The sequence below is a fragment of the Achromobacter sp. ACM04 genome, assembly GCF_014851465.1.
Taxonomy (GTDB): Bacteria; Pseudomonadota; Gammaproteobacteria; order Burkholderiales; family Burkholderiaceae_B; genus Achromobacter; species Achromobacter aegrifaciens.
The window spans coordinates 232,775-246,426 of record NZ_JACUZS010000004.1 but is presented as its reverse complement, the minus strand read 5'-3'; the positions used below and the strand labels follow the sequence as shown (position 1 = coordinate 246,426).

At 66.8% G+C, this 13,652-nt stretch carries 14 protein-coding genes and 1 tRNA gene; 6 read left to right on the top strand and 9 right to left on the bottom strand.

Annotated elements, in window-relative coordinates; genetic code table 11:
- Window positions 1–15 precede the first annotated feature (15 nt).
- Together IB259_RS23050 and IB259_RS23045 are read right to left on the bottom strand one after the other, a co-directional pair.
- Window positions 16–2,514, bottom strand: a complete 2,499-nt coding sequence (locus IB259_RS23050; protein WP_119450263.1) for a mechanosensitive ion channel family protein — start codon at window positions 2,512–2,514, stop codon at window positions 16–18.
- Window positions 2,515–3,383: 869 nt separating this feature from the next.
- A tRNA-Phe gene (locus IB259_RS23045) sits at window positions 3,384–3,459 on the bottom strand.
- Between the two features lie 300 nt (window positions 3,460–3,759).
- On the opposite strand from IB259_RS23045, the gene hemA reads away from it, so the two are divergent.
- The 5 genes from hemA (at window position 3,760) to IB259_RS23020 (ending at window position 8,032) form a co-directional block, all read left to right on the top strand.
- On the top strand, window positions 3,760–5,034 hold the full coding sequence (gene hemA, locus IB259_RS23040; protein ID WP_042796220.1) for a glutamyl-tRNA reductase: 1,275 nt from the start codon (window positions 3,760–3,762) through the stop codon (window positions 5,032–5,034).
- Window positions 5,035–5,124: 90 nt separating this feature from the next.
- Window positions 5,125–6,207 carry a peptide chain release factor 1 gene (prfA, locus tag IB259_RS23035; protein WP_054457628.1) on the top strand — a complete coding sequence of 361 codons (1,083 nt, stop codon included), beginning with the start codon at window positions 5,125–5,127 and terminating at the stop codon, window positions 6,205–6,207.
- Between the two features lie 8 nt (window positions 6,208–6,215).
- Window positions 6,216–7,040, top strand: a complete 825-nt coding sequence (gene prmC / locus IB259_RS23030) for a peptide chain release factor N(5)-glutamine methyltransferase (protein ID WP_054457627.1) — start codon at window positions 6,216–6,218, stop codon at window positions 7,038–7,040.
- A gap of 94 nt (window positions 7,041–7,134) precedes the next feature.
- Window positions 7,135–7,461, top strand: a complete 327-nt coding sequence (gene grxD / locus IB259_RS23025) for a Grx4 family monothiol glutaredoxin (protein ID WP_042797530.1) — start codon at window positions 7,135–7,137, stop codon at window positions 7,459–7,461.
- A gap of 7 nt (window positions 7,462–7,468) precedes the next feature.
- Complete coding sequence (locus tag IB259_RS23020) at window positions 7,469–8,032, top strand: UbiX family flavin prenyltransferase (RefSeq protein ID WP_054457626.1); 564 nt, start codon at window positions 7,469–7,471, stop codon at window positions 8,030–8,032.
- 75 nt (window positions 8,033–8,107) lie between these two features.
- Here the strand turns inward: IB259_RS23020 and IB259_RS23015 are convergent, their stop codons facing one another.
- Genes IB259_RS23015 through IB259_RS22990 form a run of 6 tightly spaced genes read right to left on the bottom strand, consistent with a single transcriptional unit; the run spans window position 8,108 to window position 11,921 of the window.
- Window positions 8,108–9,148, bottom strand: coding sequence for a cyclase family protein (locus IB259_RS23015; protein WP_088159054.1), 1,041 nt, complete (start codon window positions 9,146–9,148; stop codon window positions 8,108–8,110).
- Between the two features lie 5 nt (window positions 9,149–9,153).
- The gene (gene pcaD / locus IB259_RS23010) at window positions 9,154–9,933 is read right to left on the bottom strand and encodes a 3-oxoadipate enol-lactonase (protein WP_175160896.1); all 780 of its coding nucleotides are present in this window, start codon (window positions 9,931–9,933) and stop codon (window positions 9,154–9,156) included.
- A 19-nt stretch (window positions 9,934–9,952) separates the two neighbouring features.
- Window positions 9,953–10,249 carry a YciI family protein gene (locus tag IB259_RS23005; RefSeq protein WP_054459424.1) on the bottom strand — a complete coding sequence of 99 codons (297 nt, stop codon included), beginning with the start codon at window positions 10,247–10,249 and terminating at the stop codon, window positions 9,953–9,955.
- A 13-nt stretch (window positions 10,250–10,262) separates the two neighbouring features.
- Complete coding sequence (gene catC / locus IB259_RS23000; protein ID WP_042796227.1) at window positions 10,263–10,538, bottom strand: muconolactone Delta-isomerase; 276 nt, start codon at window positions 10,536–10,538, stop codon at window positions 10,263–10,265.
- Window positions 10,539–10,590: 52 nt separating this feature from the next.
- The gene (locus IB259_RS22995) at window positions 10,591–11,235 is read right to left on the bottom strand and encodes a 3-oxoacid CoA-transferase subunit B (protein WP_013396545.1); all 645 of its coding nucleotides are present in this window, start codon (window positions 11,233–11,235) and stop codon (window positions 10,591–10,593) included.
- Window positions 11,232–11,921 carry a 3-oxoacid CoA-transferase subunit A gene (locus tag IB259_RS22990; protein WP_013396544.1) on the bottom strand — a complete coding sequence of 230 codons (690 nt, stop codon included), beginning with the start codon at window positions 11,919–11,921 and terminating at the stop codon, window positions 11,232–11,234. Before IB259_RS22990 ends, IB259_RS22995 begins: the two co-directional genes overlap by 4 nt.
- Window positions 11,922–12,066: 145 nt before the next feature.
- Here IB259_RS22990 and IB259_RS22985 point away from each other — a divergent pair, with 145 nt between their 5' ends.
- Entirely contained in the window at window positions 12,067–12,849 is a 783-nt protein-coding gene (locus IB259_RS22985; RefSeq protein WP_192330178.1) for an IclR family transcriptional regulator, read from the top strand.
- A 47-nt stretch (window positions 12,850–12,896) separates the two neighbouring features.
- Here IB259_RS22985 and IB259_RS22980 read toward each other — a convergent pair whose 3' ends face one another.
- Window positions 12,897–13,625, bottom strand: a complete 729-nt coding sequence (locus IB259_RS22980; RefSeq protein WP_125470461.1) for an SDR family NAD(P)-dependent oxidoreductase — start codon at window positions 13,623–13,625, stop codon at window positions 12,897–12,899.
- Window positions 13,626–13,652: the final 27 nt, after the last annotated feature.

The window sequence follows — 13,652 nt, the reverse complement described above, 5'->3', positions numbered from 1 at the left end:
TACACAATATCCGCGTCATGTGGGCGGCGGCCCGCCATCGGGCGCCGCGCGGCGGGCTTGCGCGAGGACGGCGCCGGCTTCCGGGGAAATGCTGCGCAGGTGCAGGTCGGTCTGCGGATAGGGGATCTCGATGCCGGCCTGCGTCAGCGCCTCGTACATCCGCGACAGCATGTCGCTGCGGATGGACATCCACTGATCGAAATCCGGCGTCCAGGCGCGGATGCTGAAATCCAGCGTGCTGGCGCCAAATCCCATGAAGAGCGCGATCGGAGCCGGCTGGGTGGAGACCCCCAGGGTGCCGCGCGCCACCGAGCCCAGCAGTTCGATGGCCTGCGCCGGGTCCGTGCCGTAGGCCAGGCCCACGTTGATCTCGATGCGGCGGTTGCGGTCCAGCATGGTCCAGTTGGTCAGTTTTTCCGACAGCAGGGTGCCGTTGGGGACCACCACGTCGGCGCCTTCGAAAGTCCTGATGCGGGTCGCGCGCATCCCGATCTCGCGTACCTGACCGGAGGTTTCGCCGATTTCCACCACATCGCCGGGCTGGATGGGGCGCTCGAACATCAGGATCAGGCCCGACACGAAGTTGTTGACCACGTTCTGCAGGCCGAAGCCGATGCCCACGCCCAGGGCGCCCAGCACCAGGGCCAATTGGCTGGTCCTGACTCCGGCGGCCGACAGCGCCACTGCCAGTCCCAGCAGCAGCACCGAGTAGTAGGTCAGCGAGGCGATGCTGTTGCCCACGCCGCGCGGCAGCGGCATGCGCGCCAGCACTTCGTCGTGCAGCACCAGGCGGATCGCGCGCGCGGCCCAGAACGCGATCAGCACCGAGATCGCGAACACCAGGATGTTGCCCAGGCTGATGGTGATGTCGCCGAGCGCCAGCGTGTACGAAAGCACCTTCGTGGTGAAGGCGTAGGTCGCGCGCAGGATGCGGAAACGGTCCATCGTGTAGATGGCCCACCCCGCGACCGCGCTGGCCATCACCAGGCGGATCAACAATTGCACCAGCGGAGGAGCATGCTCGCGCGCGATGCGAAAGCGCGACACGCCGGGCCGCGCCAGCATCAGTTGCAGCAGGGTGACGATGATGGTGACCCCGGCGTAGAGCATCAGCCCGAAATAGCCGCTGCTGATGACGGCGCTGGTCAGCATCTCGGCCATCGACAGGTTGCCGATCAGGTTGGCGACGCCGGCAATGGCCAGCAGCGCCACCGCGGCCCAGGCGCCGATGCGCACGGCCCGGTGCAGCCGGCCGGGAGCCTGGGCAGCGCTGCCGCGGCGCTTGGCCCGGGCATGCAGCCACAGCGCCGTGGCCAGGGCCAGCAGGGTGATGACGAGGTTGTGCAGCCGGTACAGCGTTTCGCTGGCCAGGAAGAAAATGCCCAGCCGCTCGGCCAGATACAGGCCGGTGATGGCATAGGGCCACAGGTCCAGCTGCTCGCGCGCGGTTGGCGGCAGCAGGCGCAGTACCGGGACGACCGCCAGCAGCAGGGCGATCTGCAGCACGATCAGCGGCGCGTCCGACTCCAGCAGCTGCACGCCCATCATGGCCAGCAGCAGCCAGGCTGACAGCGGGCGCCCAAGCACCCGCGCGGCCGTCTCGCTCATTTCGCCGGCCCGGATCGCGTGGCGGCTGTGCCAGGCCAGCCATAGCAACAGGGGCAGCAGCACGACTTGCAGCACGTGCAGGGCCAGTTGGTTGCCGGTATCGGCCGCCGCGTACTGGCGGGCGAAGCGCAATTCCATGTCCAGGCCGCTGCGCAGGTAGGCCTTCGCATCGCTGCGGGCGGTGGGCGTGAAGGTGGCGGCCCACAGCGGCGGTCCGTCAAGTTCGAGCAGGCGGGCATCGATGTAACGGATGGCGTCGGCCACCGAGCGCTGTCCGGCCTGGATGCGCTCTTCGACGGAGTTGGCGCGCTGGCCCAGCGCAATCTGGCGGCCCAGCGGCACCGATAACGCCTGTTCGGCCCGAGCCAGTTGCGCGATGACCGAGTCCATCCGCGCGGTCAGGGCCGGCGGCAGATCGGCGGCGCCGGGGGCTCCCTTGAGCGCCTGCCAGGCTTCGCGGCGGCGCGCCAGCTCGGCGGCATCGCTGGCGTAGGCGGCGGTCGCCTGGCGCATGTCCTCCTGCCAGTCGGCGAAACGTCTCGCATCGAACATCCAGTGCCGCTCCAGGCTTTCCAGCCGCATGATCGGCAGGGTGCGCAATTGGGCCGGCAGGAATTGCTGGAGCTTTTCGTCCACGGACCGGGAAATCGATTCCAGGCGCGGCGCCAGCGAGTCGGTGGGGTCGGCCCCCGTGATGCGCTCCATGACGCTTTCGGCATAGCGGTGGTCGGTGTCCGCGCGCAGCGGGATCTCTGCCACCAGGATCGCGTGGGCTTGCGTGGAAGCCGGGGCGGGGGAGGTCGGCGCCGGCGCGGCGCCCTGCGCGTAGGGGGAACCGAGCAGGCTGGCCAGCAGTGCAATCAGACCGAAAAGCGCTTTTGCTCTTGCTGTTGCTTGGGCGCGCATGTCGCGGCTCCGGTGGATGGATGCGGCGGGCTACAAAAAAAATGGCGTCTTACGATATCGCGGAAGCGCGCTTGAGGGAAAGGGCCGTCCGGAAAGCAAAAAGCCCAGCCCATAAGGGCTGGGCTTTTTTTGGCCTCGGATAGAAGGTAGGACACTCGCACAAAAACTGTCTCGTCGGTGATATTCGCTATTCGCGAATAGCGAATATCACCCTGAGATGGAACTAAAACCCCAAGACCTGCTGGTATTGCTAAAGGTGGCCGCCCATCCGCCGCAGCGCTGGACTTATGCCGCGCTGGGCGCAGCGCTGTCCATGAGCGCTTCGGAAACCCATGCGAGCGTGAAGCGTTCCGTGGCTTCGGGCTTGGCGGTGGCGCCGGCACGCGGCCAATGGTCACCGGCCAACCTTCTAGAGTTTGTCGTGTACGGCGTGCGCTACGTCTGGCCGGCCACACTGGGCCCGGTCAAGAGTGGCGTCCCGATAGCTGTCGGCAGCGACCCCCTGGCCAGCCAATTGACGGCAGCTCCAGGAGAGGCGCCCGTCTGGGCATACCCCACGGGCTCATCAAAAGGGCCCACGCTTTCGCCGCTCTACCGCACAACACCGCAGGCTGCTCTATCGGACCCGGCGCTGCACCGCCTGCTCGCGTTGTTGGATGCCTTGCGCACCGGGCGCGCCCGCGAGCGTGAGCTTGTCACCAAACTTGGAGCTTTCGCCAGCCGAGGGGGCGGCGACTTCATGAACAGCCATGACCTGGAAGATGTGTTGAACATCATCGATGGACGTGGGGAACTGGGCGCAGAACTGGCCGTCGCGACAGACCAAAGCAAAAAGCCCCGCTTTCGCGGGGCTAAGTGCTTGAATCTTTTGGTGGCCTGGGGCGGAATCGAACCACCGACACAAGGATTTTCAATCCTCTGCTCTACCGACTGAGCTACCAGGCCAACGAAGTCCGCAACTATACACAATTTTTGAGGCTTGCGCCAGTCGGAGGCGAAAATCCTGAGATATGTCGTTTCCCGGCCGGGCCGCCGCATGAATCATGGGCTGACTGTTGGTCAGACGGCACGAAAGGTGCGACCCAGGGTCGCGCCCCGGGGGTGAAATGGCCTGGGGATAACCCGCAGGGGTATAATGATTAGCGGTCTGACGCTGCATCCAGGTTTGAATATCCCGGTGCGGCGCCTCGTTCTTAGTGGCAGTACTTAACGCTTACGCGCGGATGGCCCGGCCATCCTTCCCACATGTCGGTAGCTGTCCTTGCCTTCGGTCTGAATCACACGTCCGCGCCGGTTTCGGTCCGCGAGCGTGTTTCCATGCCCGTCGATCTGGTGAAGCCCGCGCTGGAAGGCCTGCGCTCGGCATTCGGCGGCTCGGTCCGCGAAGCCGCCATCCTGTCCACCTGTAATCGCACCGAAATCTATTGCGCCGCCGACGGCCACGTGGCCGATCAACTGCCCGCCTGGCTGGCTGATTACAACCGCCTGGACGCCGGCACGCTGCGCCCGCATCTATACCGCCATCATCAGGACGACGCCGTGCGCCACGCTTTCCGCGTGGCCAGCGGCCTGGATTCCATGGTGCTGGGCGAAACCCAGATCGTGGGCCAGATGAAGGACGCCGTGCGCGCGGCCGGCGAAGCCGGCTCGCTGGGCACCTTGCTGCACCAGATGTTCCAGCGCACCTTCTCGGTGGCCAAGGAAGTCCGGTCGCAGACCGCCATCGGCGCGCAGTCGGTGTCCATGGCCGCCGCCGCGGTGCGCCTGGCCGAACGCGTGTTCGGCAATCTGGACCAGGCCCGCACGCTGTTCATCGGCGCGGGCGAAATGATCGAATTGTGCGCCACGCACTTCGCCGCGCAGCGGCCGCGTAGCATGGTGGTGGCCAACCGCACGGCCGAACGCGCCGAGGTCCTGGCCAACCGCTTTGCGGCCAGCACCATGAAGCTGTCGGACCTGACCGACCGTCTGTCCGAGTTCGACGTCATCGTTTCCTGTACGGCAAGCTCCCTGCCCATCCTCGGTTTGGGGATGGTGGAACGGGCCACGCGCCTGCGCCGCCACCGCCCCATGGTCATGATCGACCTGGCCGTGCCGCGCGACATCGAACCCGAGGTCGGCCGCCTGGACGACGTCTATCTGTATTCGGTGGACGACCTGGGCCGGCTGGTGCAGACCGGCACGGACGCGCGCCGCGCGGCCGTGGTGCAGGCCGAAGCCATCATCGAAACCCGCGTCCAGGGCTTCATGCACTGGATGCAGTCCCGCGAAGTGGTGCCCGTCATCCGCGACCTGCACCAGGCCGCCGAGGACGTGCGCAGCGCCGAGCTGGAACGGGCCCGCCGCCTGCTGGCGCGGGGCGAATCGCCGGAAGCCGTGCTGGAACAACTGGCCCACGGCCTGACTCAAAAGTACCTGCACGGCCCGCTGGCGGCCCTGAACCGCAGCGAAGGCGACGACCGCAAGCAATTGCTTGCCTGGATGCCGCGCCTGTTCCCCGGCCGCGACTCCCGCCGTTAGCGACTCTGCCCCACGTCCCGCCTCCTGGCGGGCGTTCGTCTTTTGGGCGCCCGCTATCCGCTTTCCCGCTTTTCTTTTTGGTCATTCCCCATGAAATCTTCCATGCGCAGCCGGCTGGAGCACCTGTGTCACCGCCTGATCGAGGTCGACGCGCTGCTCGCCGAACCGGAAACCGCGTCCGACATGGACCGTTTCCGCAAGCTCTCGCGTGAACGCGCTGAACTGGAACCCGTGGTCGAGGCGTTCACGGCCTTCGCCCGCACCGAGGATGATCTGGCCGCGGCGCAAGAAATGCTGTCCGACCCGGACCTGAAATCCATGGCCGAGGACGAGATCAAGTCCGGCCGCGTCAAGCTCGAGGAACTGGAAGGCGCATTGCAGTTGCTGCTGCTGCCGCGCGACCCCAACGACGGGCGCAGCGTGTTCCTGGAAATCCGCGCCGGCACGGGCGGCGATGAAAGCGCGCTGTTCTCGGGCGACCTGCTGCGCATGTACACGCGTTACGCGGAACAGCGCGGCTGGCGCGTCGAGCTGATGTCCGAAAGCGCATCCGAGCTCGGCGGCTACAAGGAAGTGATCGCGCGCATCGACGGCGATGGCGCCTATGGCCGCCTGAAATTCGAGTCCGGCGCGCACCGTGTGCAGCGCGTGCCCGCCACCGAGGCGCAGGGCCGCATCCACACCTCCGCCTGCACGGTGGCCATCATGGCTGAAGCGGACGAGATGTCGGAAATCGTCATAAACCCCAGCGACCTGCGCATCGACACCTTCCGCGCCAGCGGCGCGGGCGGCCAGCACATCAACAAGACCGATTCGGCGGTGCGCATTACCCACTTGCCGACGGGGCTGGTGGTGGAATGCCAGGATGACCGGTCCCAGCATCGCAACAAGGACAAGGCCATGCAGGTGTTGGCCGCGCGCCTGAAGGACAAGGAAACCCGCGAACGGCAGAGCAAGGAAGCCGCCGAGCGCAAGAGCCTGATCGGTTCGGGCGATCGCTCCGAGCGCATCCGCACCTACAACTTCCCGCAGGGCCGCGTGACCGACCACCGCATCAACCTGACGCTGTACAAGCTGCAGCAGATCATGGAAGGCGATCTGGAAGAGCTGACCGGCGCCTTGATCTCCGAACACCAGGCCGAGCAGCTGGCGGCCCTGGGCGACGACATCTGAGCCCGGCCATGACGCCGCCCCAGCTGAAAAGCCTGCTGCTCGACACGCGCCTGCCCCGCCTGGAGGTGCGCATGCTGCTGGAGCACGTGCTGGCCAAGCCGCGCGCCTGGCTGCTGGCGCACGATACCGACCCCTTGCTGCCTGAAACGGCCGCGGCCTACGAGGCCCTGGCCCAGCGGCGCCTGGCCGGGGAACCCATGGCCTATCTGCTGGGCCACCGCGAATTCATGGGTCACCGCTTCCGCGTGACCCCGGACGTGCTGATTCCGCGCCCGGACACCGAGGTGCTGGTGGAGACCGCGCTGGAATGCCTGGCCGGCCTGGCCGCGCCTGCGGTGCTGGACCTGGGCACAGGCAGCGGCGCGATCGCCATTTCGATTGCGCTGGCGCGCCGCGACGCCCGGGTGATGGCCTCCGACGTCAGCTCCGCAGCGCTGGCGGTCGCCGCCGGCAACGCCTGGGACCTGGCCGCATCCGTGCGCCTGGTCGAAGGCAGCTGGTACGAGGCCGTGCCAGCCGGCGAGGGCTTCGACCTGATCGTGTCCAATCCGCCCTATGTGGCCTGCGACGACCCGCACCTGGACCAGGGCGACGTGCGCTTCGAGCCGCGCGGGGCGCTGACCGACGGCGCGGGCGGTCTGGAAGACCTGGCCCGCATCGTCCAGGGCGCCGGCCGTCACCTGAAACGGGGGGGATCCCTGTGGATGGAGCATGGCTGGGACCAGGCACAAGCCGTGCGGGGCCTGCTGGCCGCGGCCGGATTCCAGGACGTGCACAGCCGCCAGGACCTGGCCGGCATCGAGCGTATTTCCGGCGGCCGGCTGCCCGCCTGACCGCATTCCCGGCGGGACGCCCGGGGTATCCGGGCGAATTTTCCCGCTGTACCTATAATTGGCGTATTCCGTTATGCCTGTCCAAGAGACCACCATGAGCGACGTTCAAGAATTCATCCGCGAAACCGTGACCCAGCACCCCGTCGTGCTGTTCATGAAGGGCACCGCCCAGTTCCCGCAATGCGGCTTTTCCGGCAAGGCCATTCAGATCCTGAAGGGCTGTGGCGTGAAGAAGCTGGTCACCGTCAATGTGCTGGAGGACGACGAAGTCCGCCAGGGCATCAAGGAATTCTCCAACTGGCCCACGATTCCGCAGCTGTACGTGGCCGGCGAGTTCATCGGCGGCTCGGACATCATGAACGAGATGAACGAATCCGGCGAACTGAAGACGCTGCTGGACCAGTCCGGCGCAACGGCCTGATCAGCCCATGCGGCGACTGGTCATCGGCATCACGGGCGCTACGGGCTCCCTGTACGCCGTGCGCATGCTGCAGGCATTGCGCGGCGTGGACGATGTCGAAACGCATCTGGTGGTGTCGGCCTCCGGCGTGCTGAACATCAAGCACGAGCTGGACGTCAGCCGCCATGATGTCTATGCCCTGGCCGACCACGTGCACAGCGTGCGCGACGTGGGCGCTACGCTAGCCAGCGGCGCGTTCCAGACGGCCGGCATGGTCATCGTGCCGTGCTCCATGCGCACGCTGGCGGCCGTGGCCCACGGCCTGTCGGATAACCTGATTACCCGCGCCGCCGACGTGACCCTCAAGGAGCGCCGGCGCCTGGTGATGATGGTGCGCGAGACGCCCTTCAACCTGGCGCACCTGCGCAACATGACTGCCGTCACCGAAATGGGCGGCATCGTGTTTCCGCCGCTGCCCGCGTTTTACCACCGGCCCGCCTCCATCGAAGAGATGGTGGACCATACCGTGGCGCGGGTGCTGGAGCTGTTCGACATCATCGTGCCCGGACCGCATTGGGAAGGCATGAAGTAGCGATCGCCGCATCAAAAAAAGAGCTCCAGGTCTGGAGCTCTTTTCATTTGCGCGATGGCGCCGGGTTGCTGGCGATTACACCGTTGCGATCGGCGTGACCGGCGAACCGATTGCATGCGGCAGGCGCAGGGGCGGGGCGGTCAGCATGAAGTGGTGCCGGCCGTTGGCGTGCAGCCAGTCCGCCAGGTCCTTCAGGTACCAGAGTTCCGCCAGCGGCAGTCCCAGCTTGAACAGGCAATGGTGGTGCAGCGGCAGCATGGCGCGCGGGCCGGTCTTCTCGCGCGCGGGATAGGCTTCCACGGCGTAGTTGTCGGCGCAGATGGCGGCGATGCCGCTGTCCGTGATCCATTGCAGCAGCGCCTGGTCGGTGCCGTCCAGCGCGGCGCCGTAGGTGTGCAGCGTCTCGGCGTCGGGCGTGCCGTTCATGGCGACCACCGCTTCGGCGTAGCCGGTGCGCAGCACCAGCATGTCGCCGGTTTCGACGCTGATGCCGTCCGTCTTCAGTACATGCATCAGTTCGGCATGGCCGATCAGTGTGCGGCCGGGGCCGTAGTGGCGCAACAGGTCCACCAGCACGCCGCGGCCCTGCATGCCCTTCTGCGCCAGGTTTTCCACGCCCAGCTTCAGCGCCGCCGACGGGCCGCCGCTGTTGCAGCCGCAGCCGGTATGGTCGCCGTCGGCCGGGCCGACGACGTCCACGCCGGCCTGGTAGCCGTTGTAGTAGCGCAGTTCGGGCTTGCCGTCGCCGTCGGCGTCGAACAAGGCGCCCACGTGGGCCAGCGCGTCCCATTGCGTCGAATACTGCATCGACAGCAGCACCTGGTCATCGCTGAGCACGTCCACCGCGTCCGGGTTGACGTTGCGCAGCGGGAAGTTCAGGTAGGGCGTGTCCGCCAGGCGCGTGGGGCTCAGTTGCGGCGGATGACGGCGCGGGTTGAGCACGTTGCCGCCGGGCAGGTCCAGCGGCAGCGACAGGCAGAAGGTCTTGCCGGCGCGGATTTCACGCGCGCCTTTCAGGACTTGTTCTTCGGTAATGAGGTTCAGGCGGCCGAGTTGGTCGTCGTGCCCGAAGTCGCCCCAGTTGGAGCCTTCGGGCCGGTTTTTCCAGCGCTGCATGCCGCTTACCCCTTCAGGAAGTCGACGACCGTGCGGGTGAAGACTTCGGGTTGCTCCCAGTTCGAGATATGGGAGGTGTTCATTTCGAAGTAGCGCGCGCCGGGGATGGCCTCAGCCAGTTCACGGCCTTGGGCCGGGGTGGCGGCCAGGTCGTGCGTGCTGCTGATGACCAGCGTGGGCGCCTTGATCGAGGCCACTTGTTCGCGGAAGTCGGCGTCGCGCAGCGCGGCGCAGTTGCCCGAGTAGCCAGCGTCCGGCGTGCGTCGCAGCATGTCGATCAGCACCTGGGTCAGGCCAGGCTCGGCCGCGCGGTAGCTGTCGGTGAGCCAGCGTTCGACCAGCGTGGGCGCCATCTTTTCCAGGGTCTGTTCGGCGACCGCGGCGATGCGGGCGCTCCAGCCTTCGGCCGAGCCGATGCGCGCGGCGGTGTTGCAGAGGATCAGCTTGTCCAGCAGTTCGGGACGCGCCAGCGCCAGCCACAGGCCGGTGGGACCGCCCATCGACAGGCCGCAGAAGTGCGCGCGCTTGATGTTCAGGTGCGCCAGCAGTTCGGCGACGTCGTTGCCCAGCTGCTCGAAGCTGTATTCGCCCTCGGGGATCGACGACTTGCCGTGGCCGCGGGTGTCGTAGCGCAGCACGCGGAAGTGCTTGCTCAGTTCGGGAATCTGGCGGGCCCACATGTCGGAGCAGGTGCCCAGCGAGTTGGAGAGCACGAGCACCGGCGCGTCGGCGGGGCCATCGATGACGTAGTACAGCCGTGCCTGGCTGAGATCGGCGTAAGACATGCGGGTTTATTCCTTGCGTTTACAGGTGGCAGACGCCGTCGACATAGGCCTTGCGCCAGCGCGTGATGGTCACGCGCTCGAACAGATTGGCCTGGGAGAACGGGTCGGCGTCGATGAACTGCTGCGCGGCTTCGCGCGTTTCCAGGGCCACGATGTACAGGCCGCCGCCGGCGTCCTTGCCGTCGTCCTGCAGCTTGGCGCCGCAGGCCAGCAGCAGCTGCTTGTTCGCGTCCAGGTATTCCAGGTGCGCGGCGCGATGCTGCTGGCGCACTTCCTGGTGGCCGGGCTTGTCGAAGGTTTCGATGATGTAGGGCATCAGCCGCTCCTGGTCAGATTGCCGAGGGGTGGCGCGCCAGTGCCGTGACGTTGATGTCCATGTACGGGAACAGCGGCAGCGAGGACAGCAGCGTGTGCAGCTCGTCGTTGCTTTCGACGTCGAAGATGCTGACGTTGGCGTAGCGGCCGGCCACGCGCCACAGGTTCTTCCACTTGCCGTCGCGCTGCAGTTGCTGCGCCAGGGCCTTTTCGTCGGCCTTCAGCTTGTCGGCGCGCTCGGCGGGCATGTCGACGGGAAGATTGACTTGCATTTGAACCATGAACAACATGATGACTCTCTCCTGTAAAGCCGCTCCGGCGATGCCGGAGCGCGCACAAAATTCAGCGGGAAAACTTCAGCGGCAGGCCGGTAAGGCGCAGCAGCTCGTCGGCGGTGGTGTCGCCGAACATGTCGATGACGGTCACGCCGTCGGCGCGGATGTCGAACACCGCCACGTCGGTGTACACGCGCGACACGCAGCGCACGCCGGTCAGCGGATAGGTGCAGGCCTCGACCAGCTTGCTCTGGCCTTCGCGGGTCTGCAGTTCCATCATCACGAACACGTCCTTGGCGCCGATCGCCAGGTCCATCGCGCCGCCCACGGCGGGAATCGCGTCGGGCGCGCCGGTGTGCCAGTTGGCCAGGTCGCCGTGCTGCGAAACCTGGAAGGCGCCCAGCACGCAGATGTCCAGGTGGCCGCCGCGCATCATCGCGAACGAGTCGGCGTGATGGAAGAACGAGCAGCCGGGCAGTTCGGTCACGGGCTGCTTGCCGGCGTTGATCAGGTCGTAGTCTTCCTCGCCCTTGGCGGGGGCGGGGCCCATGCCGAGCATGCCGTTTTCGGTGTGCAGGATGACTTCGCGGTCCGCCGGCAGATGGTTGGCGACGAGCGTGGGCAGGCCGATACCCAGGTTCACGTAGGCGCCTTCAGGAATGTCCTGCGCCACGCGGGCGGCGATCTGGTCGCGGGTCAGTTTGGTGCTCATTGCTGCTCCTTGGCGGCCGGGGTGGCTGCGATCTGCACGACGCGTTTCACGAAGATGCCGGGGGTGACGACGGTTTCCGGGTCCAGCTCGCCCAGTTCGACCACTTCACGCACCTGCGCCACGGCCACGCGCGCCGCGCTGGCCATGATGGGGCCGAAGTTGCGGGCGGTCTTGCGGTAGACCAGGTTGCCCCAGCGGTCGCCGCGTTCGGCTTTGATGAGCGCGTAGTCGGCGTGCAGCGGATACTCCAGCACGTACTGGCGGCCGTTGATCTCGCGGATTTCCTTGCCGTCGGCCAGCGGCGTGCCGTAGCCGGTGGGCGTGAAGAACGCGCCGATGCCGGCGCCGGCGGCGCGGATGCGCTCGGCCAGGTTGCCCTGCGGCACCAGTTCCAGCTCGATCTTGCCGCTGCGGTACAGGCCGTCGAAGATCTGCGAATCCACCTGGCGCGGGAACGAGCAGATGATCTTGCGCACGCGGTTGGCGCCGAGCAGGGCGGCCAGGCCGGTGGTGCCGTTGCCGGCGTTGTTGTTGATGATGACCAGGTCCTTCGCGCCCTGCTCCAGCAGGGCGTCGATCAGTTCCATGGGCTGGCCGGCGGTGCCGAAGCCGCCGATCATGACGGTGGCGCCGTCGGGTACGTCCGCCAGGGCGGCCGCCGCGCTTGCAACAAGCTTAGAAATCATGATGTTTGCTCATAGGTGGCGTGTCATAATTTGTTCTTAATTAGAACTTTCGTTCTTCTGAAGAACATCGTTTCATGGGGATGAGCCGGGCGTCAAGGCGAGCCGGCGCGGCGTCATCCCCATTTACTCTTTTCGCGGTAGACGGATGGCCGAGCAAGATACCCAGCAACCCAGCGACAGCTACGTGCAGTCCTTCGCGCGCGGCTTGTCCGTGATCCGGGCCTTCGGCCCCGACCGTTCCGAGATGACTTTGTCCGAGGTCGCGGCCGTGACCGGGCTGACTCGCGCCGGCGCGCGCCGCATCCTGCTGACGCTGGAGCACCTGGGCTACGTCACCGTCGACGACCGCAAGTTCTCGCTGACCCCGCGCATCCTGGAGCTGGGCTACGCCTACCTGTCCGGCACGCCGCTGTGGAACCTGGCGTTGCCGTACATGGAAGAAGTGGCCGAGCAGACGCGGGAGTCGTGTTCCGTTTCGGTGCTGGAAGGCGCGGACATCGTCTACATCCTGCGCCTGTCCACGCACAAGGTCATGACCATCAACCTGGCCGTGGGCAGCCGCCTGCCGGCCTGGGCGACCTCGATGGGCCGCGTGTTGCTGGCGGGCCTGACGGAGCCGGAGCTGGACCGGGCGCTGGCGCTGAGCCAGATCCAGTCCTACACCCCGCACACCGTCACCGACATCGCGGAGTTGAAGCGCGTGCTGGCCGGCGTGCGCGCCGACGGCTACGCCTGCGTCGCGCAGGAGCTGGAGCCGGGGCTGCAGTCGGTGGCCGTGCCCATCATGGACCGCAGCGGCCGCGTGATCGCCGCGATGAACGTCAGCGGCCATGCCAACCGCTTTACGCGCGAGGAAATGCTGGCGGCGTTTCTGCCGCCCTTGCGCCGCGCGGCCGACCAGATCAACCACGCCCTGCTTCGCCGTTAGGCGGGGCAGGGGAGAGACGAGGGCGGCTGGCGTGCGCATGGCGGGCCTCAGATGGGCGCGACGCCCAGCGTCGTGCCGCCGCAGACGTACAGCATCTGGCCGGTGACGAAGCCGTTGTCCGGCGACAGGAAGAACATCGCGGCGCGCGCCACGTCTTCGGGCGTGCCCAGGCGCTTGACCACGATGCTGTTGATGATGCGTTCGGTCTGCGGCGCGCCTGCCGGATTGCTCTTGGTGAACAGATCGGTGGCGATGGGGCCGGGACCGATGGCGTTGACGGTGATGCCGTCGCCGCCCAGTTCCATGGCCAGCGTGCGGGTCAGGCCCACCAGGCCGGCCTTGGTGGCCGAATAGACCACGCGGTCCGGCTTGCCCAGCGCGGCGCGCGACGACATGTTCACGATGCGGCCGAAGCCGGCTTCGCGCATGGCGGGCAGTGCGGCCTGCACCAGGATCAGCGCGGTGCGCAGGTGCAGGTTGACCACGTAGTCCAGGTCCGCGAGCGTGGCCGTGTCGGCCGTGCCCGGGCGGGTCGCGCCGGCGTTGTTGACCAGGCCCACGATGTTGTAGGCCGCGGTCACTTCGCGGGCCACTTCCTTGGTGCGCGCTTCGTCGGTCAGGTCGGCCTGATAAGACACCAGCCCCGCGGGCGGATTCTCGGGCAGCTTGTAGTCGATGTTGACGACCTGGTGTCCCGCATCCAGCAGCATGCGGATGATCGCAGCCCCGATCCCGGCGCTGCCGCCGGTCACGAGATACGCAGTAGGTTTGCTCATATCGGTTCCGTTCCTAGAGTAAGCGCG

Bases quoted from the DNA above. Each gene is read 5' to 3' on its own strand.
- IB259_RS22985 (WP_192330178.1), top strand. From the start codon at position 12,067: ATGGCCGAGCAAGATACCCAGCAACCCAGCGACAGCTACGTGCAGTCC.
- hemA (WP_042796220.1), top strand. From the start codon at position 3,760: ATGTCGGTAGCTGTCCTTGCCTTCGGTCTGAATCACACGTCCGCGCCG.
- grxD (WP_042797530.1), top strand. From the start codon at position 7,135: ATGAGCGACGTTCAAGAATTCATCCGCGAAACCGTGACCCAGCACCCC.
- prfA (WP_054457628.1), top strand. From the start codon at position 5,125: ATGAAATCTTCCATGCGCAGCCGGCTGGAGCACCTGTGTCACCGCCTG.
- IB259_RS23015 (WP_088159054.1), bottom strand. From the start codon at position 9,148: ATGCAGCGCTGGAAAAACCGGCCCGAAGGCTCCAACTGGGGCGACTTC.
- IB259_RS23020 (WP_054457626.1), top strand. From the start codon at position 7,469: ATGCGGCGACTGGTCATCGGCATCACGGGCGCTACGGGCTCCCTGTAC.
- IB259_RS22980 (WP_125470461.1), bottom strand. From the start codon at position 13,625: ATGAGCAAACCTACTGCGTATCTCGTGACCGGCGGCAGCGCCGGGATC.
- pcaD (WP_175160896.1), bottom strand. From the start codon at position 9,933: ATGTCTTACGCCGATCTCAGCCAGGCACGGCTGTACTACGTCATCGAT.
- prmC (WP_054457627.1), top strand. From the start codon at position 6,216: ATGACGCCGCCCCAGCTGAAAAGCCTGCTGCTCGACACGCGCCTGCCC.
- IB259_RS22995 (WP_013396545.1), bottom strand. From the start codon at position 11,235: ATGAGCACCAAACTGACCCGCGACCAGATCGCCGCCCGCGTGGCGCAG.
- IB259_RS23005 (WP_054459424.1), bottom strand. From the start codon at position 10,249: ATGCCCTACATCATCGAAACCTTCGACAAGCCCGGCCACCAGGAAGTG.
- IB259_RS23050 (WP_119450263.1), bottom strand. From the start codon at position 2,514: ATGCGCGCCCAAGCAACAGCAAGAGCAAAAGCGCTTTTCGGTCTGATT.
- IB259_RS22990 (WP_013396544.1), bottom strand. From the start codon at position 11,921: ATGATTTCTAAGCTTGTTGCAAGCGCGGCGGCCGCCCTGGCGGACGTA.
- catC (WP_042796227.1), bottom strand. From the start codon at position 10,538: ATGTTGTTCATGGTTCAAATGCAAGTCAATCTTCCCGTCGACATGCCC.